This is a genomic window from Novosphingobium sp., assembly GCF_030699305.1.
Taxonomy (GTDB): domain Bacteria; phylum Pseudomonadota; class Alphaproteobacteria; order Sphingomonadales; family Sphingomonadaceae; genus Novosphingobium.
In genome coordinates, this window is sequence record NZ_JAUYNB010000010.1 from 531,499 (window position 1) to 556,362 (window position 24,864).

Below are 24,864 nucleotides of genomic sequence, written 5' to 3' on the forward strand. Positions count from 1 at the left end.
GTTTACTTCCCCGGCTTGGGCTTCATCGCGCGGCTCTTGTCGCGAACTTCGCGGAATTCGTCGGTCGGGTGCCAGTTCGGCCAGTCGGTGGTCATCGCCAGCATCCGGCCAAGGCGGTAATAGAGTTCACCTTCCTGGACGATGCCCGACCAGTCCCACTTGCCGTCGTATTCATCGCTCGGCTGGTGGTAATCGTCCTTGGTGTATTTGCCGCCTGCCGCGTCGGCTATGGCCTTGCCGCCCGGCACCCAATCGCTGCCCCGGCCGACATAGAACATCGGCACGCCGCGCTTGGCCAGGCTGAAATGGTCGGAACGGTAGTAGTACCCGCGCTCGATGTGCTCTTCAGGCGCGAGGGTGAGCTTCATGGCCCCCATTGCGGCCTTGAGGTAGCGGGTGAGGTCCGATTTGTCCCCGCCGGTTACCTGCACGTCGCGCGCGGGCTGCCCCGGCATCAACGCGTCCATGTTGACCCCGCCCACGGTCTTGTTCAGCGGGAACACCGGGTTCTGGGCATAGAATTCCGAACCCAGCAGCCCGGATTCCTCCAGCGTCACGGCCAGGAACACCTGGCTGCGGTCGGTCGGCCCGGCCTTGACGTTGGCTTCGGCCAGCGCCGCCAGCATCGCGGTGCCGGTGGCGTTGTCGACCGCGCCGTTGCAGATGTCATCGCCGGTCGCATCGGCCTTGCACCGACCAAGGTGATCCCAGTGCGCGGTATAGAGCACGACTTCATCGGGACGCTTCTTGCCCGGCAGCACGCCGATCACGTTGCGCGACTGGCTGCGGCGGATCTGGTTGTCGAACTTCAGGCTGGCTTTCAGCCCCAGCGGCACGGGCTTGAAGCCCTTGACCTTCGCGGCGGCGCTGAGCTGGAGGAGATCCTGCCCGGCAGCGGAGAGGATCTGTTTGGCGACGTCCAGCTGCACCCAGCCATTCGCCGCTGTCTGGTCCATCGCGTCGTTCGGCTTGGCGACGAAATACTGCGCGCCGGTCCAGCTCGATTCGACCACGTTCCAGCCATAGGCGGCGGGGAACGTGTCATGCACGATCAGCGCACCGGCCGCGCCCTGCCGGGCGGCTTCCTCAAACTTGTAGGGCCAGCGGCCATACCAGGTCATCCGGCGGCCCTTGAACAGGCCGTTTTCATCGGCCTGAGCATAGTCCGGATCATTGACGAGGATGACCGCGATCTTCCCCTTCATGTCGATCCCGGCATAGTCGTTCCAGCCGAGTTCCGGGGCGTTGATGCCGTATCCGACGAACACCAGTTCGGCATCGCGGATGTCGGTCTTCGGCGTGACGCGGTAACTGCCCGCGACGAAATCCTTGCCCGGCGCGAACAGCAGCGTTTCCTTGCCGCCAGTCACGGCAAGGCCAGCGCTGTTCTGCCCGGTGATTTCGACGGTCGGCACATCCTGCGTCCAGCTGCCGTTGTTGCCGGGCTGGAGGCCTGCCGCCTTGAACTTCTCGATCAGGTAGGCAACCGTCCTGTCCTCACCAGCGGTGCTGGGGGCGCGGCCTTCGAATTCGTCGGACGACAGCGTGCGGACCATTTCCTCCAGCGTCTTTTCCGATACCGCCACCGGGGTGATGCTGGGGATCGGCGCGGGCTTGGCCAAGGCGGGAGAGGAAACGGCCAGCGCAGTGGCGGCCAGCAGGGTCAGGCGGTGTTTCACGGGTTGGGTGCTCCACGAATTCGATTGTTGCGGCCGGATTGGCAGGTCCGCGCAGCCCCCGCAAGCACCCGCGCGACGAACGACTTGATTGCCCGACCATCAACGGGCATCGCCGCTGCCATGACTGCTGCCAATTCCATGACTGCCGACTGGACCGGAGCGCTGGCGCGGGCGCGGACCCATGCCCCTTACCTTTGCACGGGGCTGGACCGGCTGCCCGATCTGGAAGCCCTGCTGGCCGCCGGTGACGGCGCGGGCGCGCTGGCCTGGGCCAAGGCCGCAGGGGCAGACTGCGAGAGCGTGGGCAGCGCGCTGCGGCGCGAAAAGCTGGCGCTGGCGGTGGCGCTGGCGGTGGGCGATCTGGCGGGGGCATTCCCGCTGCTGACAGTGACGGGCGAACTGTCGGCCTTTGCCGACCGCGCGCTCGACGCTGCGATTGCCGATGCGATCCGCCGCCGCGTGCCCGATGCCGAGCCTGCGGGGTTCCTGGCGCTCGCGCTCGGCAAGCACGGTGCGCAGGAACTGAACTATTCGTCGGATATCGATCCGATCCTGCTGTATGATCCGGCGCTGCTGCCCCGGCGCGAGCGCGACGAACCCGGTGAGGCGGCGCAGCGCGTCGCCCGGGTGCTGATGGAAACGATGAGCCATGTCACCCACGAAGGCTATGTCTTCCGGGTCGATTTGCGGCTGCGGCCCGCGAGCGAGGTCAGCCCGCTGGCAATCGGCATCGACGCGGCGCTGAGCCATTACGAAAGCTCTGCGCTGGCGTGGGAGCGCGCGGCGTTCATTCGGGCGCGGGCCTGCGCGGGTGATATCCCGGCAGGCGAGGCGTTTCTGGCCGCGATCCGGCCGTTCGTGTGGCGCAAGAGCCTTGATTTCGGCGCGATTGCCGAGATCGGACGGCTGACGGGCCGCATTCGCGCCAGCCACAGCGGGCCGACCGTGCCGGGGCCGGGGTTCGACCTGAAAAAGGGGCGCGGCGGCATCCGCGAGGTCGAGTTTTTCGCCCAGACCCATCAGCTGATCCACGGCGGACGCCAGCCAGCACTGCGGCTGCGCGGCACCCGCGCCAGTCTGGATGCACTGGCTGAGGCCGGGCTGATCGACCCGGCCGACGCGACGGTGCTGGGCGAGAGCTATGACCGGCTGCGGCAGGTGGAGCACCGTTTGCAGATGGTGGCGGATCAGCAGACCCATAAATTGCCGCTCGATCCCGCTGCGCTGGACAATGCCGCCCGGCTGGACGGGTTGCCCGATGGCGCAGCGCTGGTCGCGGAACTGACCGCGATCACCGATGAAGTCGGCCGCCGCTATGACCGCCTGATCGCGCAGCACGCGCAGGAAGGCACGGTCGTGACAGTCGCCGCATCGTCGGGCGATGCGCTGGAAGGGGAACTCGCCCGGCTGGGCTTTGCCGAGCCGGTCGCGCTCGCCGCGCGGATCGCGGGCTGGCGTGAGGGCAAGCTCAGGGCGCTGCGGACCGAAGCGGCGCGGGCGGCCTATGATGCCATTCAAGGCCCGCTGCTGACCGCGTTCGCCGCCTCGCCCGAACCGGAACGGGCGCTGCTGCGCTGGGAGCAATTGCTCGGCAACCTGCCCTCGGCGGTCAACCTGTTCCGCCTGCTGGAAGCACGGCCCGCGCTGCTGGAACTGCTGGCGCGAATCCTCAGCCTCGCCCCGCCGCTGGCCGATGCGCTGGCGCGGCGCGCGGACCTGCTCGATCCGCTGATCGATGCCAGTGCGTTCGATCTGCCGGGCGACGTGCCGACCCTGATCGCCGAATTTGCGCGCGGCGAGGCGGATGACGATTACCAGCAAGTGCTCGACCGGGTGCGCCGCCGGGTCGGCGAACGCCGCTTTGCGCTGGGCGTGCAACTGATTGAGGGCGCGCGCGATCCGATGGAAATCGGGCAGGGTCTGGCCCGCGTGGCCGAAGCCGCGCTGACCGTGCTGGCCGATGCCACTGTGGCGGAGTTTGAACGCGCGCATGGGCGGATCGCGGGCGGAGAGCTGGTCACGCTGGGGCTGGGGCGGATGGGCGGCGGGGCGCTGACCCATGCGTCGGACCTTGATCTGGTGTTCCTGTTCACCGGCGATCACGCCAGCGAAAGCGACGGGCGGCGGCCATTGGGGGCCACGCTCTATTTCAACCGGCTGGCGCAGCGGGTCAGCGGGGCACTGTCCGTGCCGACGGCGGAAGGCGCACTGTATGAGGTCGATACCCGGCTGCGCCCCTCTGGCGATCAGGGGCCGCTGGCAGTCAGCCTTGACAGTTTTGACCGTTACCAGCGCGAACAGGCCTGGACGTGGGAGCATATGGCGCTGGCCCGCGCCCGCGTGATCTATGGCCCGGCAGAGGGGCGCGCGGCGCTCGACCGGATTATTCATGCGGTGCTGACCTTGCCGCGCGATGCGGAAACACTGCGCGGCGAAGTGCTGGAAATGCGCAGCCGCATGGCCGAGCATAAACCGGCCAAGGGCCCGCTGGACGTCAAGCTGGCGCGCGGCGGACTGGTGGATGTGGAGTTCATCACCCACTACCTGCAACTGCGCGATGGGCTGGCGCTGGCACCATCAATTCCCGCTGCGCTGGTCGGGCTGGAACAGGCGGGCCTTGTGCCGTCTTCGCTGCGCACCGCGCACGGGGTACTGGGCCGGTTCCTGATCGCGGCGCGGCTGCTGGCTCCGGATGCGCAAAGCCCGCCGCTCGCAGCGCGGGCGGTGCTCGCCACGGCGTGCGGCTGCGATGATTGGGATGCGCTGCTGATTGCCCTGACCGAATCGCGCCGCGTGGTTGCCGCCTGCTGGCTGGCAACGTTCGGCGAAACACTGGAGACCCGATGATGAGCCCATTTCCCGCTGTTGGTGATGCCCTGCCCGATGTTGCGCTGACCACGCCCGATGGCGGTGCGCTCCGCCCCTCCGCCTTTGCCGGGCGCAAGCTGGTGCTGTTCTTCTATCCCAAGGACGACACCCCCGGCTGCACGACCGAGAACAAGGACTTTTCGGAGCTGGCCGACCAGTTCGCCGCTGCCGGAACGGCGCTGCTGGGCGTGTCGAAGGATCCGCCGAAAAAGCACCTGAAGTTCATCGAAAAGCACGCCCTGACCGCGCCGCTGGCCAGCGATGCCGAAGTTGGCGGGCTGTCCGATGCGCTGGGGATCTGGACTGAAAAGTCGATGTATGGCCGGACCTACATGGGCATGGTCCGCGCGACCTATCTGGTCGGCCCGGATGGCCGCATCGCCCGGATCTGGGACAAGGTGAAGGTCAAGGGCCACGCCGCCGAAGTGCTGGCCGCTGCCCAGGCGCTGTAAGGATCAGTCGGCGCGATGTCGCCGCGCGGGTGCTGCAACGAATCCTTGACGATGAAATCCACCCTGTCCGGTTCGGCTCAAACCGTTTTACCGCAGTCTGCGCAGCGCGCGGCGAAGCGGCGCGAATCCCATGAAAAAGCTGATCGAACGGCACTTTTACGGCGTCGTTAATCCACCGTTCAACGACTCGCCGCGTGGTAAAGCCGGTTTACCGCGCAGTTTCCATACCGGGGTTGCATCCCGAGGCGTGGGCGGCTTAACCCATAACCAGCGAGACGGCGGGGGGTTCCGACGATCTCAAGAAACGGGTTCATCCGACCCAGCCCCTGCCTAGCGGCAACTGGGGCAGGTTGGAAAAACAAGGTATTTTGAGTGGTCGCGATTTCGTTTTTTGCCAAGATCAAGACGGTCCTCGGCGCTGCCGCAGCGCTCGCCAGCTTCTCGGTTGCCAATCCCGCCCTTGCCAACAGCAGTGCTGCCGTGGCCGATGTAGCGGCTCCGCTGCGCTCGGCCCAGTCGGCCAAGCCTGCTGCCACTGGCGATGATGAATTCCGCCGGTTGTTCTCCAGCTGGAAGTCGATGGAAGGCGGCAACGCCTCGCTCGCCATCAACACCACCGCGCCGACCATGACCGGCGATATGCCGGCAGCCTCGCTGTCGGCCGTGCTGCGCCCCAACACCGTTTCGATCCCGTCGCTGATCCCGGTGGCCGGTGCCAAGCTGACCAGCGGTTACGGGATGCGCAATCACCCCGTGCTGGGTGGCCGCCGCCAGCATCAGGGCATCGACCTGTCGCAGCCGACCGGAACGCCGATTCGCGCCACCGCCGACGGCGTAGTTGGCCGGGCCGACTGGTTCAGCAGCTACGGCCTGTTCATCAGCCTGGAGCATGGCGGCAGCATCGAAACCCGTTATGGCCACATGTCGCGCCTGAACGTCGCTGCCGGTCAGGTCGTGAAAAAGGGTGACATCATTGGTTACGTCGGTTCGACTGGCCGCTCGACTGGCCCGCACCTGCACTATGAAGTCCGCATCGCGGGCGTCGCGGTCAACCCGCTCCCCTATATGCAGGGTGATGTGGGCAGCAGCAGCGAAGTGGCGCTGGGCGGCTCCAAGTAAGATTACAGCTTCCGCGCATCCGGGCGGAAGTCCCGGAGCGCGTATCAGCTTCGGGAGGATGCTGGGAAAAGGGCGATGGGCAACCATCGCCCTTTTCTTGTGCCCGGTCGCGGCTGTTTTTCCGATTCTGCGCGCTCATTCCGCTGATTTGAATTGCGCCCTTTAATCGATCGGTTAAACCATTGCGCAAACGGCGATCACAGCCGCAGCGGAGAGTTACCGGCCATGCATCCTTCAGTCCACGCCACGGCGAACCCGAACAAGCCCGCGATCATCATGGGCAGCACCGGGGAAACCATCACTTACGCGCAGCTCGACCGGCGCTCCAACCAGATGGCGCAGCTTGTCCGGTCGAGGGGGATCGGGATGGGCGATACCATCGCGATCTGCATGGAAAACCATCCGTGGTATTTCGGCGTTACCTGGGGCGCGCAGCGCGCAGGCCTGCACTATGTCTGCATTTCCAGCCGCCTGACTGCACCCGAAATCGCCTATATCCTTGAGGACAGCGGCGCAAAGCTGCTGATCGGAACGGCCTATCTGGCGCCGGTGCTGGATGAAGTCGCCAAGCTGGCCCCCGGAATCGAACAGTTGCGGTTCGACACCCCCGGCGCGATGAGCGCCGAAGCCGCGCTGGCCGCGCAGCCCGATACGCCGATTGCCGATCAGCGCGCGGGCGTGGACATGCTCTATTCGTCCGGCACCACGGGCAAGCCCAAGGGCGTGAAGATCCCGCTGCCCGAAGACCCTGACATTGCGCAGGTGAACGCGCTGGTGGGGCTGGCCAGCATGGCGTTCGGCATCCAGCCCGGTGCAGTCTATCTTTCGCCCGCGCCGCTCTATCACGCCGCGCCGCTGCGCTGGTGCATGACCGTCCAGAGGATGGGCGGAACCGTGGTGGTGATGGAACGGTTCGAACCCGAAGCCGCGCTCCAGATGATCGAGAAATACAAGGTTACCGACAGCCAGTGGGTGCCGACGCACTTCGTCCGGATGCTCAAGCTGCCCCCCGAAATCCGCGCGAAGTATGACGTGTCGAGCCTGAAATGCGCGATCCACGCCGCTGCACCGTGCCCGGTGCCGGTCAAGCACGCGATGATCGAGTGGTGGGGGCCGGTGCTGTATGAATACTACGCCGGGACCGAAGGCAACGGCTTCACCTTCATCACCAGTCAGGAATGGCTGGAACGCCCCGGCTCGGTCGGCCGGGCGCTGACCGGGATCGTGCGGGTCTGTGACGAAAACGGCGATGAACTGCCGCGCGGGACCGAAGGCCAGATCTTCTTTGAGCCGACCGACACCACGGCCGCGCCGTTCGAATATCACAACGATCCGGTGAAGACCGCCGAAAGCCGCAACAAGCACGGCTGGACCAGCCTGGGCGATGTCGGGATCGAGGACGAGGACGGCTATGTCTTCCTGACCGACCGCAAAAGCTTCATGATCATTTCGGGCGGGGTGAACATCTATCCGCAGGAGATCGAGAACCTGCTGGTGCTGCACTCCAAGGTGGCCGACGCCGCGGTGATCGGCGCGCCCGATCCGGAAATGGGTGAACGCGTGGTCGCGGTGGTCCAGCCGCTCGACATGGCCGATGCCGGCCCGGCGCTGGCGGAGGAACTGCTCGCCTACCTCGCCCCGCAGCTCAGCCGCGTGAAGATGCCGCGCCAGATCGATTTCCGCGAACAGCTGCCGCGCGAACTGACCGGCAAGCTCTACAAGCGGCTGCTGCGCGATGAATACAAGGCGGCCTACGAAGCTGCGCAGGCACAGGGATAAGGGGCAATGAACGCCGCTGTTGCCGCGCCCGTTCTGGCTGGGCACCGGCTATGACGAGGCAATGACGGTCAGCAAGGACAACGCGACCTTCCTCAACGCCCCGCGCGCCGCCGTGTTCACCAACCAGCCCGGCAAAGCGTTCGCCCGGCAGATCACTGCCGAGCAGGGCGGGGAAAGCCCCAACCCGGTCAGTTCGCTGGTGGTCCCGACGCGAGCAAGGATCCCAGGCCGCTGCGGCTGACGCAGGACTGGTTCATGCCCAGGAACCTGCGCAGTTCCAAAGCCAGCGCAAGTTCGACGCCGCGCGCGCGCACCAGTGTCTGCATCTGGCGTGGCTGCAAAGCGTGGAACTGGCCGAAGAACCGAAGCGCGCGAAGAGCACGTTCGTGGGCGGGCTGAAAACTTTGCCGCTGCGTTTCACCGCAGAATAGGGCAGTGGGGGGCAAGGGCAGGTGCTCTTCCCCCGACTTCCTTCGCGAGTGACCATGCAACTGCACAATTTCGATGCCGCCGCGTTTCTGCGCGATGCCTGGCAACAGCGCCCGCTGCTGATCCGCAACCCGTGGAAGGCGTGGGCCAATCCGCTGGAGCCGGATGAACTGGCCGGGCTGGCCTGCACGGCGGAAGTCGAAGCGCGGCTGGTGGTGCGAAACGCGGACAGCTGGGCGCTGGAGCAGGGGCCGTTCGCGGAGGACCGCTTTGCCGCGTTGGGGGCTGCGCCGTGGACGCTGCTGGTGCAGGCGGTCGATCATCACGATCCCGCCGTCGCCGCGCTGATCGCGCCGTTCCGGTTCGTGCCGGACTGGCGGATCGACGATGTCATGGTCAGTTATGCCAGCGATGGCGGCGGGGTGGGGCCGCATTTCGATCAGTACGACGTGTTCCTGATCCAGGGGCTGGGCCGCCGCCGCTGGCAGGTGGGGGCGCGCTGCGATGCCGACAGCGCGCTGTTGCCGCATGACGATCTGCGGCTGCTGGCAGAGTTTCAGCCGACCGAGGAATGGGTGCTGGAACCCGGCGACATCCTCTATATCCCGCCCGGTTTCGCGCATGATGGCGTGGCGCTGGGCGATGATTGCATGACTTATTCGGTCGGCTTTCGCGCGCCCTCACGCGGCGAACTGATCGCGCACTGGTGCGAGGCGGTGCTGGATGAACTGGACGAGGATGATCGCTACGCCGACCCCGGCCTGACGCCGCAAGCCAACCCCGGCGAGATCACGCCCGCCGCGCTGGCCGGGCTGCACACGCTGATTACCGAGCGGCTGGGTGACCGGGCGGCGTTTGCCCGCTGGTTCGGCGAATACACCACCGCGCCGAAATATCCCGAAATTGACTGGACGCCGGATGAGCCGTTCACGGCGGACGAGGTGCGCGAGGCCTTGACCGAAGGCGCGGCGCTGGTGCGCAATCCCGCCAGTCGGTTCGCCTTCGTGCGCGGCGACGATGCGCTGTTCGTGGACGGCGAAGCGCTCGATTGCCCCGCCGCGCTGGCCGAGCGGCTGTGCGGGGCGGACCGGATCGACCCGGCGGCGGATCTGCTGACGGAGGATGCGCTGGACCTGATTACCGACCTGCTGGCGCAAGGCAGCCTGGGCTTCGCGGACGAGGATTAGGCCGCAACCTCGCGCCATTCGCCCGGCGCGATGCCGTCCAGCGTCCAGTCGCCGATGGCCCAGCGGACCAGTCGCAGCGTCGGAAACCCGGCGGCGGCGGTCATCCGGCGGACCTGGCGGTTGCGGCCTTCGCGGATGGTCAGGCTGATCCAGCTGTCGGGCACGCTCTTGCGGAACCGTACCGGCGGATCGCGCGGCCAGATGGTGGGGGCGGCGATCCGCTCCACCGCTGCGGGCAAGGTCATCCCGTCGTTCAGCCGCACCCCGCGCCGCAGTTGTTCCAGCGCGGCCTCGTCCGGATCGCCTTCAACTTGCACCAGATACGTCTTGGGCAGCTTGAACCGGGGATCGGCAATCCGGGCCTGCAACCGGCCATCATCGGTCAGCAGCAACAGCCCTTCGCTGTCGCGGTCCAGCCGTCCGGCGGGATAGACGCCGGGCACCGCGATATGGTCCGACAGCGTGGCGCGAGGGCCGCCAGCCGTGCCGCTATCGGTGAACTGCGACAGCACATTGAACGGTTTGTTGAACAGGATCAGGCGCGCCATGGGCCTGCTTAACGGCCCCGCCGCCGGATTGCCACTGGCCGGAAGGCCAAACGATCGCCCGGCGGGTTATTCCGCTTGCTCGCGCGCCCAGTCACGGCACCAGTTGAGCGCGCCGATCGCGTCGGCGGCTTCGGCGTGCAGGGTGTCGTCGGCCAGCGGCCCAAGCCGGGTCTGGGCGCGCAGGGCGTCGGCATATTCGCGGTCCAGCAGGGCGCTGTAGCCTGCGAGATCAAGCGTTCCGCCGCAAAAATCCTCGAACGCGGCCTCAAGCCGGGCTTCGACTGCGCGGTAGTACCCGGCGGTGATGAGTTCGGCGTCGGCCTCGTGCTGTTCCAGTTCGCTGACGCTGACCAGCTTGCGCATCCGTTCGCGCGGTGGGTCATTGGCCTGCGCGGGTTCGCGCGCTGCGGCCGGTTCCGGCGCAGCGGCGCGGCCAAAGCCGGGTTCGGCGGCGGGTGCGGCCACTGGCTGCGGCGCGGCCGGCTGGTGCGCGGTGCGGGCGACCGGCCCGTGCCACTGGATCGGCCCGACTGCGATCAGCGGGCGTTGCTGGCGCACCATGGCGGCGGTCCTGACCATGATAAAGCCCAGCAACACTACCAATCCAAGCAGGACCAGGCCGAACAGATAGATTTGCATGACAGTCAGTCCAGTGGATCAGGTGCAGGCGGATTGACCGCCACCGCCCGTAATGCCGGGTTGATCGGGCCCGCGCAGATCGCGCACATCGCGCACCATGAAGGCGGCTTCCTGGCGGAACGTGACGTTCTGGACGAACATGTCGCCGAACACCCCGTCATAGTCGTATTCGACTTCGGCCAGCATCACCGCCGTTCCGGTGGGCGCGGTGATCTTTTTCTGGCCCTTGCCGATCGGCGGCAGATCCCCGCCGTTGCGCCCGTTGTTGGTGCGGTCATCACCATAGGCCGAACGGCCATTGCCGCGGCCGGTGCAGCGCTGCCAGTGAATGAACGGCTTGCCGCTCACCGGATCGCGTTCGACGCTGGACAGGATGATCCGGCCGCGATCGGCGAACCGGAACCGCCTGCCCTGCTGGGCTGCGCCGACCATCACCGAATCGACGTCACTTTCAGTCAGGGTCGGGGCCACGACGTTGTTGTTGGTCTGTTGCAGGCGCGAAGCGTTGTCGGCCACGGCGGTCGCCATCTGGCTGACCTGCATGTCAATCACGGCCATGTTGGCCAGTTCCACGCCATACATCCCCATCGTGGTCAGGATCGGCAGGACCAGCGCGAACTCGATGGTCGAGGAGCCGGTTGCGGACCGGCGCAGGCGGCGCAGCAGCGCCATCAGGCGCGAGGGTTGGGTGATCGGGGCGGGTCTGGTCATGAGCATGTCCCGGCGGTCGTGCCGTATTCCTGCTGGTCGGCGAATGGCTGGTTCTTTCTCACCGCGCTGCCGGTCACGCTGCGCGTATTCCACTTTTCGGGCAGGAACGGGACCTTGAACACGGGTTCATAGCTGGCGGTCACCGAATAGACGACCACGTCGTTGGCCCCGCCGTTGCCGGACACGCCGATGTCCTCGTCCCAGTCACCGTTGCCGTTTTCATCGACATAGGCTTCGTTGTTGTCACACGTGCCGTTGTTGTTGCCATCGTTCCAGCGTTCCGGGCGGCCGATATCGGCAAAGTCGTAATAGCTGGTGCGCTGGCTGGTATAGGTTGCGCGCGGAAAAATCGGATCGACGATCTGCTTGACCATCGCGTCCGAGGCGGTGGTATTCCCGAGCTCCAGGGCGGAATCGCGCGCCGCCTTCTGCACGGCACCGTTCAGTACGGCGTTGCCATAGGCCATCTGGCCAACATCCATGATCCCGATCAGCAGGGTCAGGAAAACCGGGGCGATCAGGGCGAACTCGGTCGCACTGACGCCGCGATTGTCGGCGCACAATGCAGCCCCAAACCCGGTCCAGGCCTTGGCTTTGCGCAGCCGGGCGATCATTGCAGCACCCGCAATTCGCCGACCTGCTTGGCGATTTCCTGGAACGCCGCGTTCAGCTGCGTCGCGTTGCTGGCCGTGAAGGCGCTGTTGCCCGATGCGCAGTATGACAGATCGGACGTCAGGCCGGTGGTGAAGGCAATCGCCCAGATCCGGATCCCCTTGGCCTTGACCGCATCGCAGATTGCCCGGAACCGTGACAGGTGCCGCGCGTCGGTCTGGCTGGTGCTGCCGTCATCACTGATCCGGCGATCCAGGCTTTCGATGCCATAGGCGTGGTAGATCGAGCTGGAGCTTTCCTGCGCGCCATCGGTCATGAAAATGATGTGGCGCTGCACCGCGCCGCCATTGCTGGGGTCTTCCTTGACCAGATCGCCAAAGATCCCGTCCGGTGAGGTCAGGCGCGCGCCCCACAGCATCCCGATGCTGAGATAGGTATTGCCCTGCGCGGTCAGCGAATCGGCATAGGCGTTGAACGGGCTTTGCTCCATCTCCTGCAACAACTGTGCCCGCGGGACGCAGCTGGAACTGGCCTTGCTACCCGAAGTGGCGGCGGCCAGCGTGCTGCGGCGATAGGCCACTTCGCGCCACAGCGGCGCCCATTTCGTGGCTGCATCCGCGGTCGGCGCGGAATCGATATCCAGATCGAACGCGTCGGCAGGGCTCATGCCGGTCAGGCCGTTGAAGCTGAAAGTCGAATCCGACACCGTCTGGCGTTCTTCGATGCACCCATCCCAGGTGCTGGATTCGTCAGTCCCGTTGGAACCGGTGCGGGTGGTGACCGATGCGCCCGTCTTGAACAGGCTGACGTCATAGATGACCGGGCGATAGTCGAACCGGGCAAACTCCGTCCGCGTGCGGGTTTCCGTGATCGGATCGCTGGTGGCATACTGATGGGTGTAGAAAATCCGATTGGAATCGTAATACCAGGCCCGATAACGGCTGCTCGACCGGGCACAGTAATACGTTCGCATCCGTTGCGGCTGCTCGGTGGTGGTTGTGACAATCTGCTTGCCTGCACCGTTGATGGTCGTTCCGGCGTAAGTGCTGGGCGCGCCGTTATTGGTCCAGGTCGTGTTCGCTGGCAGCGCATTGTTGCAATTGCTGAGCGAGGTATAATTGGTTGAATTATACCGGACCGAGCTGCTTTCGGTCACGTCGCTGTAATCGGTTTCGCTGGTCAGGATCGGGTCTTGCCAGCCGGTGCGGACCTGTTCGGTGATCGTGTTGAACACCGGATCGCGCGATTGGATGGTCCACTGATCGGTGATGTAGTCGGGATCCTTGTCCATCAGCATCTGGCCGACGTTGACGGTCGTGCTGAACGGCACAAAGGCATAGCGGATGCGTGCGTTGCTGCCCTCGGTTGCGGTGGCGACCGTCGTGTAGAAGTTCTTCATCGCCGCTTGCAGCGCGGTGAGACGCGTGCCGCCGCCCGACAGGGATGTGCCCATCGAACCGGTTACGTCCAGCACCATCGTAACGTCGCTGTTGCCGACCCCCATGGTTGAGGAGCAACTGACCGCCAGTTCCATCGACTGCTTGCCGAAAATCTGCATCAGCAGCATCGGCAGTTCGGTCGCGGCGGAGGCGGTGATGGCGTTGCCCGAGTTATCGCCTTCGGGCACGAAACTCGTGTTTTGCGTGCCGTGGATTTCTTCGTCGAAGTTGATCGCGAAATAATCCTCGGCCTGCTGCTTGGCCTGATCGGTAAAGCCGGAGTTCGTCACGGCCCGGCGGCCAGCCAGCACGCCTGCGTCGCACGCGCTCTGCAACCGGTTCTGGATCTGATAGGCGCGGCTCATGTCCACCGCGCCGCCCACCAGCGCCGCCATCACCAGCACACCCGACGCCGCCATCGGCAGAATATTGCCGCGTTCATCACGCCATAAGGCGTCCAGGAAGGGGCGGCGGTGCGACATGGCGGGGCGGCGGATGCTCTTGTGGCGGCAGATTGGTCCCTGTTATGCCGTGGAAGTTAAGATTTTCTCAAACGTGCCCAGCCATTTACCGGCCAGCCCCGCGGCCGCGTTCAACTTTCGGCCAGCATCCGCTGCATCATCGCGCGCACTTCGTCGGCCATGTCGGGGCGTTGCAGCGCGATCGCCAGAGTCGCTTCGACAAACCCGGTCTTGTTGCCGCAGTCATAGCGTTTGCCCGCGAACGTCACCGCGTGGAACGGCTGGGTGCCGATCATCCGCGCCATCGCGTCGGTCAGCTGGATTTCGCCGCCAGCGCCCTTTTCCTGTCCTTCCAGCACCCGCATCACTTCGGGTTGCAGGATGTAGCGGCCGGAAATGATCAGGTTGCTGGGCGCGTCCTCACGCCGGGGCTTTTCGACCAGGCCCTTCACTTCGGTCAACGCGCCGTTGCGAATGCCCGGCGCGATCACGCCATAGCTCGACACTTCGTCTTCGGGCACTTCCAGCACCGAAATCACGTTGCCGCCGACTTCGTTATAGGCATCGACCATCTGCTTCATGCAGCCGGGCTGGCCGATCATCAGTTCATCCGGGAGGAAAATTGCAAACGGTTCATCCCCCACGATCGCGCGGGCGCACCAGATCGCGTGGCCCAGCCCCAGCGGCACCTGCTGACGCACGGTCACCAGATTGCCCGGCTGGATGCGGGTCGGCTCCAGAACGTCGAGCGATTTCGACCGTTCGGTCATCGTCGCTTCCAGTTCGAACGCATGGTCGAAATGTTCGACGATGGCGGTCTTGCCCCGGCCGGTGACGAAAATCAGCTGCTCGATCCCGGCTTCGCGTGCTTCGTCCACCGCATACTGGATCAGCGGACGGTCGATCACCGGCAGCATTTCCTTGGGGATGGCCTTGGTGGCGGGCAGGAACCGGGTGCCCATCCCGGCCACGGGGAAGACCGCTTTGCGGATTGGCTTGCGGGAAGTCGTGTTGGTCATGCGGCGAAAACTACCCTGTCCCTGTTGCAGTGATGTTAAAGCCGGTCCGATGTTGCATTGCAACAGGGCGCGGCAGAATGATGGAAGCTGTGCATAGGGTTGCACAATGCTTGCCGCTTGTAGAAATCCGGCTAAATCGCAAACTATGGACAAGATTATCATTGCGGGCGGCAAGCGCCTGTCGGGCTCGATTCCGATTTCCGGCGCAAAGAATGCAGCGCTGACCCTGTTGCCGTGCGCACTGCTGACGGATGAGCCGCTGACCCTGCGCAACCTGCCGCGGCTGGCGGATATCGACGGGTTTCAGCACCTGATGAACCAGTTCGGCGTGAGCACGACGATTGCCGGTTCGCGCCCCGAAGATTTTGGCCGGGTGATGACGCTGGCGGCCACCCGGATCACATCCTCGGTCGCGCCCTATGAACTGGTGCGCAAGATGCGCGCCTCGATCCTCGTGCTCGGCCCGATGCTGGCGCGAATGGGAGAGGCGACCGTGTCGCTGCCCGGCGGCTGCGCCATCGGCAACCGCCCGATCGACCTGCACCTCAAAGCGCTGGAAGCGCTGGGCGCGCAGATTGAAATGGCGGCGGGTTACGTCCGGGCGATTGCCCCCGATGGCGGGCTGCCCGGCGGGCGTTACAGCTTTCCGGTGGTGTCCGTGGGCGCGACCGAGAACGCGCTGATGGCGGCCGTGCTGTGCACCGGCAAATCCACGCTCCACAACGCCGCGCGCGAACCGGAAATCGTTGATCTGTGCAACCTGTTGGTGGCGATGGGCGCGCAGATCGAGGGGATCGGCACCTCCGACGTCACGATTCACGGCGTTCCCCGCCTGCATGGCGCGACCTATCGCGTGATGTCCGACCGGATCGAGGCGGGCAGTTATGCCTGCGCGGCTGCGATCACCGGGGGCGATGTGTTCCTGCAGCACGCCGTGATCGAGGAAATGGACGCCACCGTGCAGGCGCTGCGCGATGCGGGCGTCCATGTCGAACCGCGTGCCGGGGGCATTTATGTCGCGGCGGACGGCCCGCTCAAGGCGGTCACGCTCAGCACCGCGCCCTATCCCGGCTTTGCCACCGACATGCAGGCGCAGCTGATGGCGATGCTGTGCCTGGCGCGGGGGTCCAGCGTGCTGACCGAAACGATCTTCGAAAACCGCTATATGCACGTGCCCGAACTCAACCGCATGGGCGCGCATATCGAGACCAAGGGTCGGACCGCGATTGTCCACGGCGTGGAAAAGCTGACCGGCGCCGAAGTCATGGCGACCGACCTGCGCGCCTCGATGAGCCTGGTGATCGCGGGGCTGGCGGCAGAGGGGGAAACCCAGGTCCACCGGCTCTATCACCTTGATCGCGGGTATGAGCGGCTTGAGGAAAAGCTGGCGCTGGTCGGTGCCCAGATTGAGCGCGTCGGCGGGGATTGATCCGCGCTTTGGAGCGTTTTATTGGTGTGTAAGTGCCGGGGTAAAGCAACCTCCCGGACAGGCGGTGTCCGCCCAAGCGTTGCCTTGATCACCCACCTTTGGGAGGGCGAAAAGGCATGGAGTTTGGCGTGACCGCATCCCAACCGGCTTTTCCCGCACTGGTCCGGACATTTGCCCGGATCGGCTGCGTCAGTTTTGGCGGGCCAGCCGGCCAGATCGCGCTGATGCACCGCGAACTGGTGGAGGAACGCGGCTGGATCAGCGAAGATCAGTATCTCCACGCGCTCAACTTCTGTCATCTCCTGCCGGGGCCGGAAGCGCAGCAGCTGGCCACCTGGATCGGCTGGAAACTGCACGGCTGGCGGGGCGGGCTGGCAGCGGGGTTGCTGTTCGTCATTCCCGGCGCGGTGGTGATTCTGGCGCTGTCGATGCTTTATGCCATGGCCGCACAACTGGACTGGTTCGCGGCGCTGTTCCTGGGGATCAAGGCGGCGGTGCTGGCGGTGGTGGTGCAGGCGCTGTTGCGGATTGCCGGGCGCGCGCTCGATACCCGGTTCAAGCAGGGGCTGGCGTTCGCCGCATTTGCCGGGCTGACGTTGCTGGCGCTGCCGTTCCCGCTGGTGGTGCTGGGAGCCGGGGCGCTGGGCTTTGCCGCTGCAGCGCTGCGGCCAGACTGGCTGGCATTGAAGCTGGCAACAGATCCGGCGCCGCTGCCCCCGCGTCCGTGGGCGGCCAGCCTGCGCGCGGTCCTGGTCTGGGGCGCGGTGTGGGTGGCCCCGTTGGTGTTGGTGCTGGTCACGTTGGGTCGGGATCACGTGCTGTGGCAGATCGGCGTGTTCTTCTCGCAGCTGGCGGTGGTGACGTTCGGCGGGGCCTATGCCGTGCTGGCCTATATGGCGCAGGAGGCGGTCGGCACGCTCGGCTGGCTCAGCACGGGTGAAATGGCCGATGGGCTGGGGCTGGCCGAAACCACGCCGGGGCCGCTGATTCTGGTAACCCAGTTCGTGGGCTATCTGGCCGCATTCCGTGCACCGGAACCGTTCAGTCCGCTGGTCGCCGGGCTGCTGGGCGCGGTGCTGACTACTTGGGTCACGTTTGCGCCCTGCTTCCTGTGGATTTTCACGTTTGCCCCGTGGATCGAGCGGCTGGAGCGCGCGGTTCGGCTGAAAGGCGCTCTGGCGGCGGTGACGGCTGCTGTCGTGGGCGTGATCGCCAGCCTTGCGCTTTGGTTTGCCGGACACCTGTTGTTTCGCCAGTTCGATTCGGGCGCGCCCGCCGACTTGCCGTTCGACTTGCCGGTGTGGGCCAGTTTCGACTGGCGCGCAGCGCTGCTTGCTGCGGTCAGTGCGGTCTTGTTGCTGCGGTTGAAATGGGGCGTGCTGCCGGTTTTGGCGGCGGCGGCGTCAGGCGGGCTGGTGCTGGCCCAGTTCTGACACCAGCCAGCCGACCAGCCAGACCCGCACCGCACCGGCCAGCCCCGGCGGGACGGGCGCGGCGATGCGTTCGGCGTCGATCCGGGCCACCAGCGCGTTGATCGGCAGGCCCTCGGCCGCAGCGGCTTGTTTCAGCAGTTCCCAGAACAGCGGTTCAAGGCTGATCGAGGTCTTGTGCCCGGCAATCTCGACCGAGCGTTTGACCGGGGGGTGAAAGGGTGTGGTCACCCGGCGGTTCTATCCCTTCGCGCTGCAACAGGGAAGGACCGGAAACCATGCTTTCCTACACGGCCGCAGTGTGCGAACCCGGTGACCGGTGCAAGTAGGGCGGCGCCCGCTGCCAGCCGTTGCGATAAATCACTATATATCTGAAATTAAACGGTTATTTCTAAAATCAAGGTGCAGCTTTGGGGCATTTGACAGCGCTTCGACCTGCGCCTGGTGATTGTCAGGCGCAGGTCGGTGCCGCTTGGTTCAATACATGTGCTGGCCGCCGTTGATGCTCATCGTCGATCCGGTCACGAACCCGCCGTTCTCGGATGTGAGGAAGGCGACGCCGCGCGCAATCTCCTCGGCATTGCCAAGGCGGCCGACCGGGATCTTGGCGACGATCTTTTCCAGCACCGGAGCGGGGACGGCGGCGACCATATCGGTATCGATATAGCCCGGCGCGATGGCGTTGACCGTCACCCCGAACTTCGCGCCTTCCTGCGCCAGCGCCTTGGTAAAGCCGTGGATGCCGGATTTGGCGGCGGCGTAGTTGACCTGGCCATACTGGCCGGCCTGCCCGTTGATCGACCCGATGTTGACGATCCGCCCCCAGCCGCGTTCGCGCATTCCGGGGAAAGTGGCCTTGGCCATATTGAAGCAACCACCCAGGTTGATTCGCATCACCTCGTTCCAGTCGTCGAAGCTCATCTTGTGGAGCACGCCATCGCGGGTGACCCCGGCGTTGTTGATGACGATATCAACCGGGCCATATTCGGCGGCAATGTCGTTGCAGTTGTGGATGCAGGCTTCATGATCGCCCACGTCCCAGCGGATCGAGGGGATGCCGGTGCGGGCGGTGAAGGCCTTGGCCGTCTGATCGTTGCCGCCATAGTTGGCGATCACGGTGTGGCCCTGTTTCTGCAGGCGCAGGCTGATTGCCTCACCAATCCCTCTCGTTCCGCCGGTGACGATTGCGACGCGTGCCATACCAGACTACTCCCCTTGCTACGTATTCCGTAGCGGCAAGACTATGCTGCCCGCCGTCCTCCGGCAAGATATCCGCATACGTAAATTTCTGGGACTGGCAGGGTGGATTGCCGGTCAGAACCGGAACTGGGTGCCGACGTAAACCGCCTGATTATCCTGCCGTCCGTCGGTCAGCGGCAGCAGCCGGTCCCGGTCGGAAGAGGAATACCGCACCCCGGCCGTGACGTTGAGATTGCGCGACAGGCGATAGCGGCCACCGACGTCCACCGTCTGTTCGTTCTGTTCGAACGTGCGCGGGCTGCGACCGGATTTTTCCCGCTCATCCAGCGCGATGTGCGGGCTGAACCGGGCGGGATCACCCTTGACGGTGGAGGTGCTGGGTTTGAACGCGGCCAGATCGGGAATCGCGCCTTCGCGGGTCTCGATCGCGGCGTTTGATTGCGCGAAACTGCGATACCCACGCGCCGAACCGAGGCTGTAGCCGGTGGGGGCAATCCGCAAGGCCCCGTTGGTGGCAGCATCGCTGGCCCCCTGCTTTGCGCCCAGCATCAGCTGCCGCGCGCTGTTCGCGTCCAGCCGCACGGCGACGGTCACCGACCGGTCCAGCCGGCTGGGTGTGGCCGCCGGGGTGAACCTGAACATCCGTCCTTTCGACAAGGCGCGGACCGAGATCGAGCGGGACAGGCGCGGGTCAACTTCGGCCGGCATGAATTCCCCGCTGGCGACTTCGGCCTGCGGGGCAAGCGGTTCCGGTTCAAAGCGGTTGGACAAGGCCAGCACGGCGCTGGGCAAAGCCAGCAGGCCGACCGCACCGGCCAGCAGCATGGCGGCAGCGGCCCCCCCGCGCTTGTCCAGCCTGATAGCCTTTGCCCGCATGATAAATCCGATGGTCCTTGCCGCCCGGTGGCTGCGCTGCCAGCGATTCTGGCCGCGCATTACCAATGGTCGCGCCAAACGCGCAACAATCCAAGGCCTAAATGGGATCACGGCCGTGAATTCCACCTTAACAGGCCGGTCGGCATACCATTCAGCGGGCATTCAGCGGTGGAAGGCCCAAGAAGCAGGCGATGTCCGCACTTGCCGCTGGTGCTGCCTTGGTTATAGAGGCAGCGGCGGACGCATCGCGCCGCAACACACAGGATCTGGATTGACGCAATGATCGCCACAACCACCACCGGCCGTACTTCTTTCCGTCTGATCGGCCGTGCCGGGCTGGTTGCCGTCGCTGCGCTGGCGCTGGTCAGCTGCGGCAAGAAGAACCGCCCGCAAGCTGATCTGGCCGCTTCGCAGGTCACCACGATCGGCGTGAACAGCTATCTGTGGCGCGCCAGCCTTGAAGCGCTCAGCTTCATGCCGCTGCTGCAAACCGATTCCAACGGCGGCGTGATCGTGACCGACTGGTACACCAACCCCAGCAATCCGGGTGAGCGGATGAAGGTGACGGTTACGATTCTCGACCAGGATCTGCGGGCCGATGCACTGCGGGTGGCCGCCAGCCGTCAGGTCGCACAGGGCGGGACTTGGGTCGACGCCCCGGTCCAGGCCGCGACCGTGCAGAAACTGGAAGACGTGATCCTGACCAAGGCGCGCGATCTTCGCCGCGGCGCGATCAAGTAAGCCAGCCCGCTTCCGCTCAACTCCCCCCTCGACAAGCCGCACCGTGCGGCTAGAGGGGCGGGTATGACCACTGCCAATCAAGATACCGGTCGGTTCGATCCGACTTCCGCCGATCCGCGCTGGCAGCGCGAATGGGACGACGCGCAAAGCTTCCGCGCGGATGACAATTCGCCCAAGCCGCGCAGCTATGTGCTGGAAATGTTTCCCTATCCTTCGGGGCGCATCCATATCGGCCACGTGCGCAACTATACGATGGGCGATGTGCTGGCCCGCTATAAGCGGATGCAGGGCTTTGAAGTGCTGCATCCGATGGGCTGGGACGCCTTCGGGATGCCGGCTGAGAACGCCGCGATGGAAAAGGGCGTCCACCCCGGCGGCTGGACCCGCGACAATATCGCCAACATGAAGGCGCAGCTGAAGCGCCTCGGCTTCGCGCTCGACTGGAGCCGCGAAATCGCCACGTGCGAGCCGGAGTATTACGGCCACGAACAGGCGCTGTTCCTCGATCTTTATGCGGCCGGGCTGGTCTACCGCAAGGAATCGGCGGTCAACTGGGACCCGGTCGACATGACCGTGCTGGCCAACGAACAGGTGATCGACGGGCGCGGCTGGCGCAGCGGCGCGCTGGTCGAAAAGCGCAAGCTGAGCCAGTGGTTCCTGAAGATCACCGACTTTGCCGATGAACTGCTCGAAGGGCTGGGCAACCTCGACAACTGGCCGGAAAAGGTCCGGCTGATGCAGGAAAACTGGATCGGCAAGTCACAGGGCCTGCAATTCCGCTTCCACAGCGCCGATGGCGGAGCCGAGGTTGAGGTGTTCACCACCCGCCCGGACACGATCTTTGGTGCCAGCTTCGTTGCCATCGCTGCCGATCACCCGATTGCGCAGGCGCAGGCCGCGAACAATCCGGCGGTTGCGGACTTCATCGCGCAGTGCAAGCTGGGCGGGACGACGGCGGCGGAAATCGAAACGCAGGAAAAGCTGGGTTACGACACCGGTCTGCGCCTTTCCCATCCGTTCGATCCGGCGATCGAGCTGCCGCTCTACATCGCCAACTTCGTGCTGATGGATTACGGCACCGGCGCGGTGTTCGGCTGCCCGGCGCATGACCAGCGCGATCTGGACTTCGCGCGCAAGTATGACCTACCCGTCACCCGCGTGGTGGCCGATGGCGACCTGACCGATCCGGTGTTCGTTGGCAACGAAGCTTACACCGGCCCCGGCGCGCTGGTAAACTCGCGCTTCCTCGACGGGATGGACGTCGAAGCGGCCAAGGCCGAAGTGATCAGCCGCGCCGAAGTCGGCAACTGGGGCCACGGCACCACCGTCTGGCGGCTGCGCGACTGGGGCGTTTCGCGCCAGCGCTATTGGGGCACGCCGATCCCGTTCATCCATTGTGAAGCCTGCGGCGTCGTGCCGGTGCCCAAGGAGCAGCTGCCGGTCACGCTGCCCGAAGACGTCAGCTTCGACATTCCGGGCAACCCGCTGCTGCGCCACCCGACCTGGAAGCACGTCGATTGCCCAAGTTGCGGCAAGGCTGCGGTGCGGGAAACCGATACGCTGGATACCTTCGTTGATTCGTCGTGGTATTTCCTGCGCTTCGCCAGCCAGCCCACTGACAAGCCGTTCGATCCCGAAGTGATCGCCAAGTGGCTGCCGGTGGAACAGTATATCGGCGGGATCGAACACGCGATTCTGCACTTGCTCTACGCCCGGTTCTGGACCCGCGCGCTGGAACGGATCGGCAAGATCAACGTCAAGGAACCCTTCGCCAGCCTGTTTACGCAAGGGATGGTGACGCATGAGACTTATCAACTTGAGCGAACGCGTCCGATTACCAAAGACGAGTTCGAACGACTCTGGCCTGATGACGAGTTCGATCCCAGCGTCGAAATGACCGATCTTAGCTGGGTAGCGCCAACAGAGATCGAGCGCACATCAGATGGAGCAACGCTGAGGGAGACGGGGGAGCCTGTCAGAATCGGCCGCGTCATCAAGATGTCGAAGAGCAAGAAGAACGTCGTCGATCCCGATGACATCATCGACCAGTATGGCGCGGACGCCGTGCGCTGGTTCATGCTGTCCGACAGCCCGCCGGAGCGCGATCTGCCGTGGTCCGAGGCGGGCATCGAAGGCTGCGCCCGGTTCGTCCAGCGGCTGTGGCGGCTGTTCGCGCAGTATGACGCCGCCGCGACCGGCGAGGACAAGGCGCTTGACCGCAAGCGCGACCAGACGGTCGCCGCGATTGCCGCCGATATCGAGGCGCTGAGCTTCAACAAGGCGGTCGCGCGGATCTACGAACTGACCAGCGCGACCGACAAGGCCGCGCCGTCTGCCAGCCGCTCCGCCGCGATCCGCGCGCTGCTGCTGCTGGCCGCGCCGATGATGCCGCATCTGGCTGAGGAAGCGTGGAGCAAGGTCGGCGAAGGCCTGATTGCCGATGCCGCCTGGCCGCCGGTCGATCCGGCGCTGCTGGTCGAGGACGAAGTGACCATCGCGGTCCAGGTGCTGGGCAAATTGCGCGACACGATCACGGTTGCCAAGGGCACGCCGAAGGACGAACTTGAGGCGCTTGCTCTGGCCTCTGACAAGGTGCAGCGTGCGCTGGATGGCAAGCCGGTGAAGAAAGTGATCGTGGTGCCCGACCGTCTGGTAAACCTTGTCGCATGAAGCGGCTGTGCATCCTTGTTGCAACGGCGTTGCTGTCTGCTTGCGGGCTTCAGCCGATGTATGCGGGCGGGGCTGGCGGCGCGGTCGCGCAAGGGCTGGCGGCGGTTGAGGTTCCGGCGATCGAGGGGCGCGCAGGCTGGCTGATGCGCAATGCGCTGGTTGACCGGCTCGGCGCGGCGGGCGGGCAGAACGCCCCGGCGCGCTACCGGCTTGATGTGCGGCTGGATGACAAGCTGGAAGGGCTTGGCCTGCTGTCGGATGACACCATCGGCCGCGAACGCCGGACCTTGCGGGCGCGTTACCAGCTGGTCGATCTGGCCAGCGGCGACATCCTGCTCGACGCGACAGCCGGTTCGGACGCCGGGATTGACGTGGTTTCATCGGAATACGCGACCATCGCGGCCGAACAGACCGCGCTGGAAAATCTTTCAAAGTCGGTGGCAGACCGGATCATCACCCGCGTCTCGCTGCAATTGCGCGCCGCTGCGCGTGAACAATCCTCGGGCCAGTGAAGGCCACCCAGAAAGACTTCAAAGGCCAGGCCCCGCGCTTCGCGCGTGAGGCGGGCGTGTTCTTTTTCTGCGGGCCTGATGAAGCCGGGGTGCAGGATGCCGCCACCCAGATCGCCGCGCTGCTGCCCGACGCGGGCGAGCGGGTGGAACTGTCCGGCGCCGACTTGCGGCGCGATCCGGTGCGGCTGGGCGATGAAGCCCGCTCCACCTCGTTGTTCGGTGACAAGCGCCACATCTGGGTCCGCGCCAACGGCGATGAAGCGCACGACGCGGTTGAAACGCTGCTGTCCGGCACGGCTGAGGCCTGCCCGGTCCTGATCGTGGCAACCAGCGCGACCGACAAATCGCGCACCGCAAAACTGCTGGCGAATCGCCCCGATGCGCTGGTCGCCATGTTCTATCCGCCCGATTTGCGCACGCTCACCGCGTCTGTGCGAGATCTGGCCGATGCTGCCGGGGTGCGGCTGGGCGGCGATCTGGCCGAACGGATCGCCCGGGCCTCTGCGCTCGACCTGCGGCTGGCGCAGTCGGAAGTGACCAAGCTGGCGCTCTACCTCGATGCCAGCCCGCAAGCTCCGCGCAATGCCGATCTCGCCGCGCTTGAGGCGATCGTGGCGCGGACCGAGGAAGATGGGCTGATGCCGATCGTCAACGCCGTGCTGGGCGGTGAGGTCGCCAAGCTGCCGCATGAACTGCGCCGGATGCGCGAACTGGGGCTGAACCCGGTGGGCGTGTTGCTGGCGGTTGAGCGCCGCGCCGCGCAATTGGCGGGACTGGCCGCAAAGGCCGGTCCGCGCGGCGATATCGGTGAGTTGATCAAGGCCGAAGTCGCATCGCGCCGGATCTTCTGGAAGGATGAACGCGATATCGGGGCGCAATTGCGCCGCTGGCGCGGTCCGCGGCTGGCCCGACTGGTCGAAAAGCTGATCGGCCTGCACCGGGCATTGCTCGTCAACAGCCAGCAGGCGGAGCTGCTGCTGGCACAGGGACTCGCCGAAATTGCGCGAGCAGCAGCCAAGCGCTGACCCAATGCGGTGCGATTGTTTGCAGCCGCGAAGCAGAAT

Annotated in this window: 22 protein-coding genes; 12 read left to right on the top strand and 10 right to left on the bottom strand. The window is 65.4% G+C overall.

Annotated elements, in window-relative coordinates; genetic code table 11:
- Positions 1–2: 2 nt before the first annotated feature.
- Positions 3–1,679 carry a M28 family metallopeptidase gene (locus tag Q8Q53_RS05285; RefSeq protein WP_305700703.1) on the bottom strand — a complete coding sequence of 559 codons (1,677 nt, stop codon included), beginning with the start codon at positions 1,677–1,679 and terminating at the stop codon, positions 3–5.
- Between the two features lie 138 nt (positions 1,680–1,817).
- Between Q8Q53_RS05285 and Q8Q53_RS05290 the strand changes: the two genes are divergently transcribed.
- The 6 genes from Q8Q53_RS05290 to Q8Q53_RS05315 all read left to right on the top strand — a co-directional run bounded on the left by Q8Q53_RS05290 (position 1,818) and on the right by Q8Q53_RS05315 (position 9,513).
- Positions 1,818–4,526, top strand: a complete 2,709-nt coding sequence (locus tag Q8Q53_RS05290; RefSeq protein ID WP_305700764.1) for a bifunctional [glutamine synthetase] adenylyltransferase/[glutamine synthetase]-adenylyl-L-tyrosine phosphorylase — start codon at positions 1,818–1,820, stop codon at positions 4,524–4,526.
- Positions 4,526–4,999, top strand: coding sequence for a peroxiredoxin (locus Q8Q53_RS05295; RefSeq protein ID WP_305700704.1), 474 nt, complete (start codon positions 4,526–4,528; stop codon positions 4,997–4,999). The genes Q8Q53_RS05290 and Q8Q53_RS05295 overlap by 1 nt, the downstream gene beginning before the upstream one ends.
- A gap of 372 nt (positions 5,000–5,371) precedes the next feature.
- The gene (locus Q8Q53_RS05300) at positions 5,372–6,118 is read left to right on the top strand and encodes a M23 family metallopeptidase (protein ID WP_305700705.1); all 747 of its coding nucleotides are present in this window, start codon (positions 5,372–5,374) and stop codon (positions 6,116–6,118) included.
- Positions 6,119–6,343: 225 nt separating this feature from the next.
- A complete protein-coding gene (locus Q8Q53_RS05305; protein WP_305700706.1) occupies positions 6,344–7,897 on the top strand; it encodes an acyl-CoA synthetase in 1,554 nt (517 codons plus the stop codon).
- Between the two features lie 19 nt (positions 7,898–7,916).
- A complete protein-coding gene (locus tag Q8Q53_RS05310; protein ID WP_305700707.1) occupies positions 7,917–8,138 on the top strand; it encodes a hypothetical protein in 222 nt (73 codons plus the stop codon).
- A gap of 244 nt (positions 8,139–8,382) precedes the next feature.
- Complete coding sequence (locus Q8Q53_RS05315; RefSeq protein WP_305700765.1) at positions 8,383–9,513, top strand: cupin domain-containing protein; 1,131 nt, start codon at positions 8,383–8,385, stop codon at positions 9,511–9,513.
- On the opposite strand, the gene Q8Q53_RS05320 is transcribed toward Q8Q53_RS05315, so the two are convergent.
- The 6 genes from Q8Q53_RS05320 to galU form a co-directional block, all read right to left on the bottom strand.
- The gene (locus Q8Q53_RS05320; protein WP_305700708.1) at positions 9,510–10,061 is read right to left on the bottom strand and encodes a pseudouridine synthase; all 552 of its coding nucleotides are present in this window, start codon (positions 10,059–10,061) and stop codon (positions 9,510–9,512) included. The two genes, Q8Q53_RS05315 and Q8Q53_RS05320, sit on opposite strands and share 4 nt — an antisense overlap.
- A 66-nt stretch (positions 10,062–10,127) precedes the next feature.
- Complete coding sequence (locus Q8Q53_RS05325) at positions 10,128–10,700, bottom strand: hypothetical protein (RefSeq protein ID WP_305700709.1); 573 nt, start codon at positions 10,698–10,700, stop codon at positions 10,128–10,130.
- A gap of 18 nt (positions 10,701–10,718) precedes the next feature.
- Complete coding sequence (locus tag Q8Q53_RS05330) at positions 10,719–11,411, bottom strand: TadE/TadG family type IV pilus assembly protein (RefSeq protein ID WP_305700710.1); 693 nt, start codon at positions 11,409–11,411, stop codon at positions 10,719–10,721.
- The gene (locus Q8Q53_RS05335) at positions 11,408–12,025 is read right to left on the bottom strand and encodes a TadE/TadG family type IV pilus assembly protein (protein ID WP_305700711.1); all 618 of its coding nucleotides are present in this window, start codon (positions 12,023–12,025) and stop codon (positions 11,408–11,410) included. Before Q8Q53_RS05335 ends, Q8Q53_RS05330 begins: the two co-directional genes overlap by 4 nt.
- On the bottom strand, positions 12,022–13,944 hold the full coding sequence (locus tag Q8Q53_RS05340) for a TadE/TadG family type IV pilus assembly protein (protein WP_305700712.1): 1,923 nt from the start codon (positions 13,942–13,944) through the stop codon (positions 12,022–12,024). Before Q8Q53_RS05340 ends, Q8Q53_RS05335 begins: the two co-directional genes overlap by 4 nt.
- A 110-nt stretch (positions 13,945–14,054) precedes the next feature.
- Complete coding sequence (gene galU / locus Q8Q53_RS05345; protein ID WP_305700713.1) at positions 14,055–14,942, bottom strand: UTP--glucose-1-phosphate uridylyltransferase GalU; 888 nt, start codon at positions 14,940–14,942, stop codon at positions 14,055–14,057.
- Positions 14,943–15,087: 145 nt separating this feature from the next.
- On the opposite strand from galU, the gene murA reads away from it, so the two are divergent.
- On the top strand, positions 15,088–16,371 hold the full coding sequence (gene murA / locus Q8Q53_RS05350; RefSeq protein WP_305700714.1) for a UDP-N-acetylglucosamine 1-carboxyvinyltransferase: 1,284 nt from the start codon (positions 15,088–15,090) through the stop codon (positions 16,369–16,371).
- 116 nt (positions 16,372–16,487) lie between these two features.
- On the top strand, positions 16,488–17,804 hold the full coding sequence (gene chrA / locus Q8Q53_RS05355) for a chromate efflux transporter (RefSeq protein WP_371136511.1): 1,317 nt from the start codon (positions 16,488–16,490) through the stop codon (positions 17,802–17,804).
- On the opposite strand, the gene Q8Q53_RS05360 is transcribed toward chrA, so the two are convergent.
- The 3 genes from Q8Q53_RS05360 to Q8Q53_RS05370 form a co-directional block, all read right to left on the bottom strand.
- The gene (locus Q8Q53_RS05360) at positions 17,775–18,032 is read right to left on the bottom strand and encodes a ribbon-helix-helix domain-containing protein (RefSeq protein WP_305700716.1); all 258 of its coding nucleotides are present in this window, start codon (positions 18,030–18,032) and stop codon (positions 17,775–17,777) included. The genes chrA and Q8Q53_RS05360 overlap by 30 nt on opposite strands.
- A gap of 246 nt (positions 18,033–18,278) precedes the next feature.
- Positions 18,279–19,001 carry an acetoacetyl-CoA reductase gene (gene phbB, locus Q8Q53_RS05365; protein ID WP_305700717.1) on the bottom strand — a complete coding sequence of 241 codons (723 nt, stop codon included), beginning with the start codon at positions 18,999–19,001 and terminating at the stop codon, positions 18,279–18,281.
- 114 nt (positions 19,002–19,115) lie between these two features.
- The gene (locus Q8Q53_RS05370; RefSeq protein WP_305700718.1) at positions 19,116–19,877 is read right to left on the bottom strand and encodes a hypothetical protein; all 762 of its coding nucleotides are present in this window, start codon (positions 19,875–19,877) and stop codon (positions 19,116–19,118) included.
- Between the two features lie 279 nt (positions 19,878–20,156).
- On the opposite strand from Q8Q53_RS05370, the gene Q8Q53_RS05375 reads away from it, so the two are divergent.
- The 4 genes from Q8Q53_RS05375 to holA all read left to right on the top strand — a co-directional run bounded on the left by Q8Q53_RS05375 (position 20,157) and on the right by holA (position 24,825).
- Complete coding sequence (locus Q8Q53_RS05375; protein WP_305700719.1) at positions 20,157–20,618, top strand: DUF3576 domain-containing protein; 462 nt, start codon at positions 20,157–20,159, stop codon at positions 20,616–20,618.
- Positions 20,619–20,681: 63 nt separating this feature from the next.
- Positions 20,682–23,288 (top strand): leucine--tRNA ligase, encoded by a 2,607-nt coding sequence (leuS, locus tag Q8Q53_RS05380; RefSeq protein WP_305700720.1) that lies wholly within the window; start codon positions 20,682–20,684, stop codon positions 23,286–23,288.
- A complete protein-coding gene (gene lptE / locus Q8Q53_RS05385) occupies positions 23,285–23,800 on the top strand; it encodes an LPS assembly lipoprotein LptE (RefSeq protein WP_305700721.1) in 516 nt (171 codons plus the stop codon). The genes leuS and lptE overlap by 4 nt, the downstream gene beginning before the upstream one ends.
- Positions 23,797–24,825 (top strand): DNA polymerase III subunit delta, encoded by a 1,029-nt coding sequence (gene holA / locus Q8Q53_RS05390; RefSeq protein WP_305700722.1) that lies wholly within the window; start codon positions 23,797–23,799, stop codon positions 24,823–24,825. The genes lptE and holA overlap by 4 nt, the downstream gene beginning before the upstream one ends.
- Positions 24,826–24,864 lie beyond the last annotated feature (39 nt).

What these genes read in the sequence shown, in the direction of transcription:
- Q8Q53_RS05340 (WP_305700712.1), bottom strand. Translation starts at nt 13,944, where the DNA reads ATGTCGCACCGCCGCCCCTTCCTGGACGCCTTATGGCGTGATGAACGC.
- murA (WP_305700714.1), top strand. Translation starts at nt 15,088, where the DNA reads ATGGACAAGATTATCATTGCGGGCGGCAAGCGCCTGTCGGGCTCGATT.
- chrA (WP_371136511.1), top strand. Translation starts at nt 16,488, where the DNA reads ATGGAGTTTGGCGTGACCGCATCCCAACCGGCTTTTCCCGCACTGGTC.
- Q8Q53_RS05295 (WP_305700704.1), top strand. Translation starts at nt 4,526, where the DNA reads ATGAGCCCATTTCCCGCTGTTGGTGATGCCCTGCCCGATGTTGCGCTG.
- lptE (WP_305700721.1), top strand. Translation starts at nt 23,285, where the DNA reads ATGAAGCGGCTGTGCATCCTTGTTGCAACGGCGTTGCTGTCTGCTTGC.
- Q8Q53_RS05325 (WP_305700709.1), bottom strand. Translation starts at nt 10,700, where the DNA reads ATGCAAATCTATCTGTTCGGCCTGGTCCTGCTTGGATTGGTAGTGTTG.
- Q8Q53_RS05320 (WP_305700708.1), bottom strand. Translation starts at nt 10,061, where the DNA reads ATGGCGCGCCTGATCCTGTTCAACAAACCGTTCAATGTGCTGTCGCAG.
- Q8Q53_RS05315 (WP_305700765.1), top strand. Translation starts at nt 8,383, where the DNA reads ATGCAACTGCACAATTTCGATGCCGCCGCGTTTCTGCGCGATGCCTGG.
- Q8Q53_RS05370 (WP_305700718.1), bottom strand. Translation starts at nt 19,877, where the DNA reads ATGCGGGCAAAGGCTATCAGGCTGGACAAGCGCGGGGGGGCCGCTGCC.
- Q8Q53_RS05330 (WP_305700710.1), bottom strand. Translation starts at nt 11,411, where the DNA reads ATGACCAGACCCGCCCCGATCACCCAACCCTCGCGCCTGATGGCGCTG.
- Q8Q53_RS05290 (WP_305700764.1), top strand. Translation starts at nt 1,818, where the DNA reads ATGACTGCCGACTGGACCGGAGCGCTGGCGCGGGCGCGGACCCATGCC.
- Q8Q53_RS05305 (WP_305700706.1), top strand. Translation starts at nt 6,344, where the DNA reads ATGCATCCTTCAGTCCACGCCACGGCGAACCCGAACAAGCCCGCGATC.
- Q8Q53_RS05375 (WP_305700719.1), top strand. Translation starts at nt 20,157, where the DNA reads ATGATCGCCACAACCACCACCGGCCGTACTTCTTTCCGTCTGATCGGC.
- phbB (WP_305700717.1), bottom strand. Translation starts at nt 19,001, where the DNA reads ATGGCACGCGTCGCAATCGTCACCGGCGGAACGAGAGGGATTGGTGAG.
- galU (WP_305700713.1), bottom strand. Translation starts at nt 14,942, where the DNA reads ATGACCAACACGACTTCCCGCAAGCCAATCCGCAAAGCGGTCTTCCCC.
- leuS (WP_305700720.1), top strand. Translation starts at nt 20,682, where the DNA reads ATGACCACTGCCAATCAAGATACCGGTCGGTTCGATCCGACTTCCGCC.
- Q8Q53_RS05335 (WP_305700711.1), bottom strand. Translation starts at nt 12,025, where the DNA reads ATGATCGCCCGGCTGCGCAAAGCCAAGGCCTGGACCGGGTTTGGGGCT.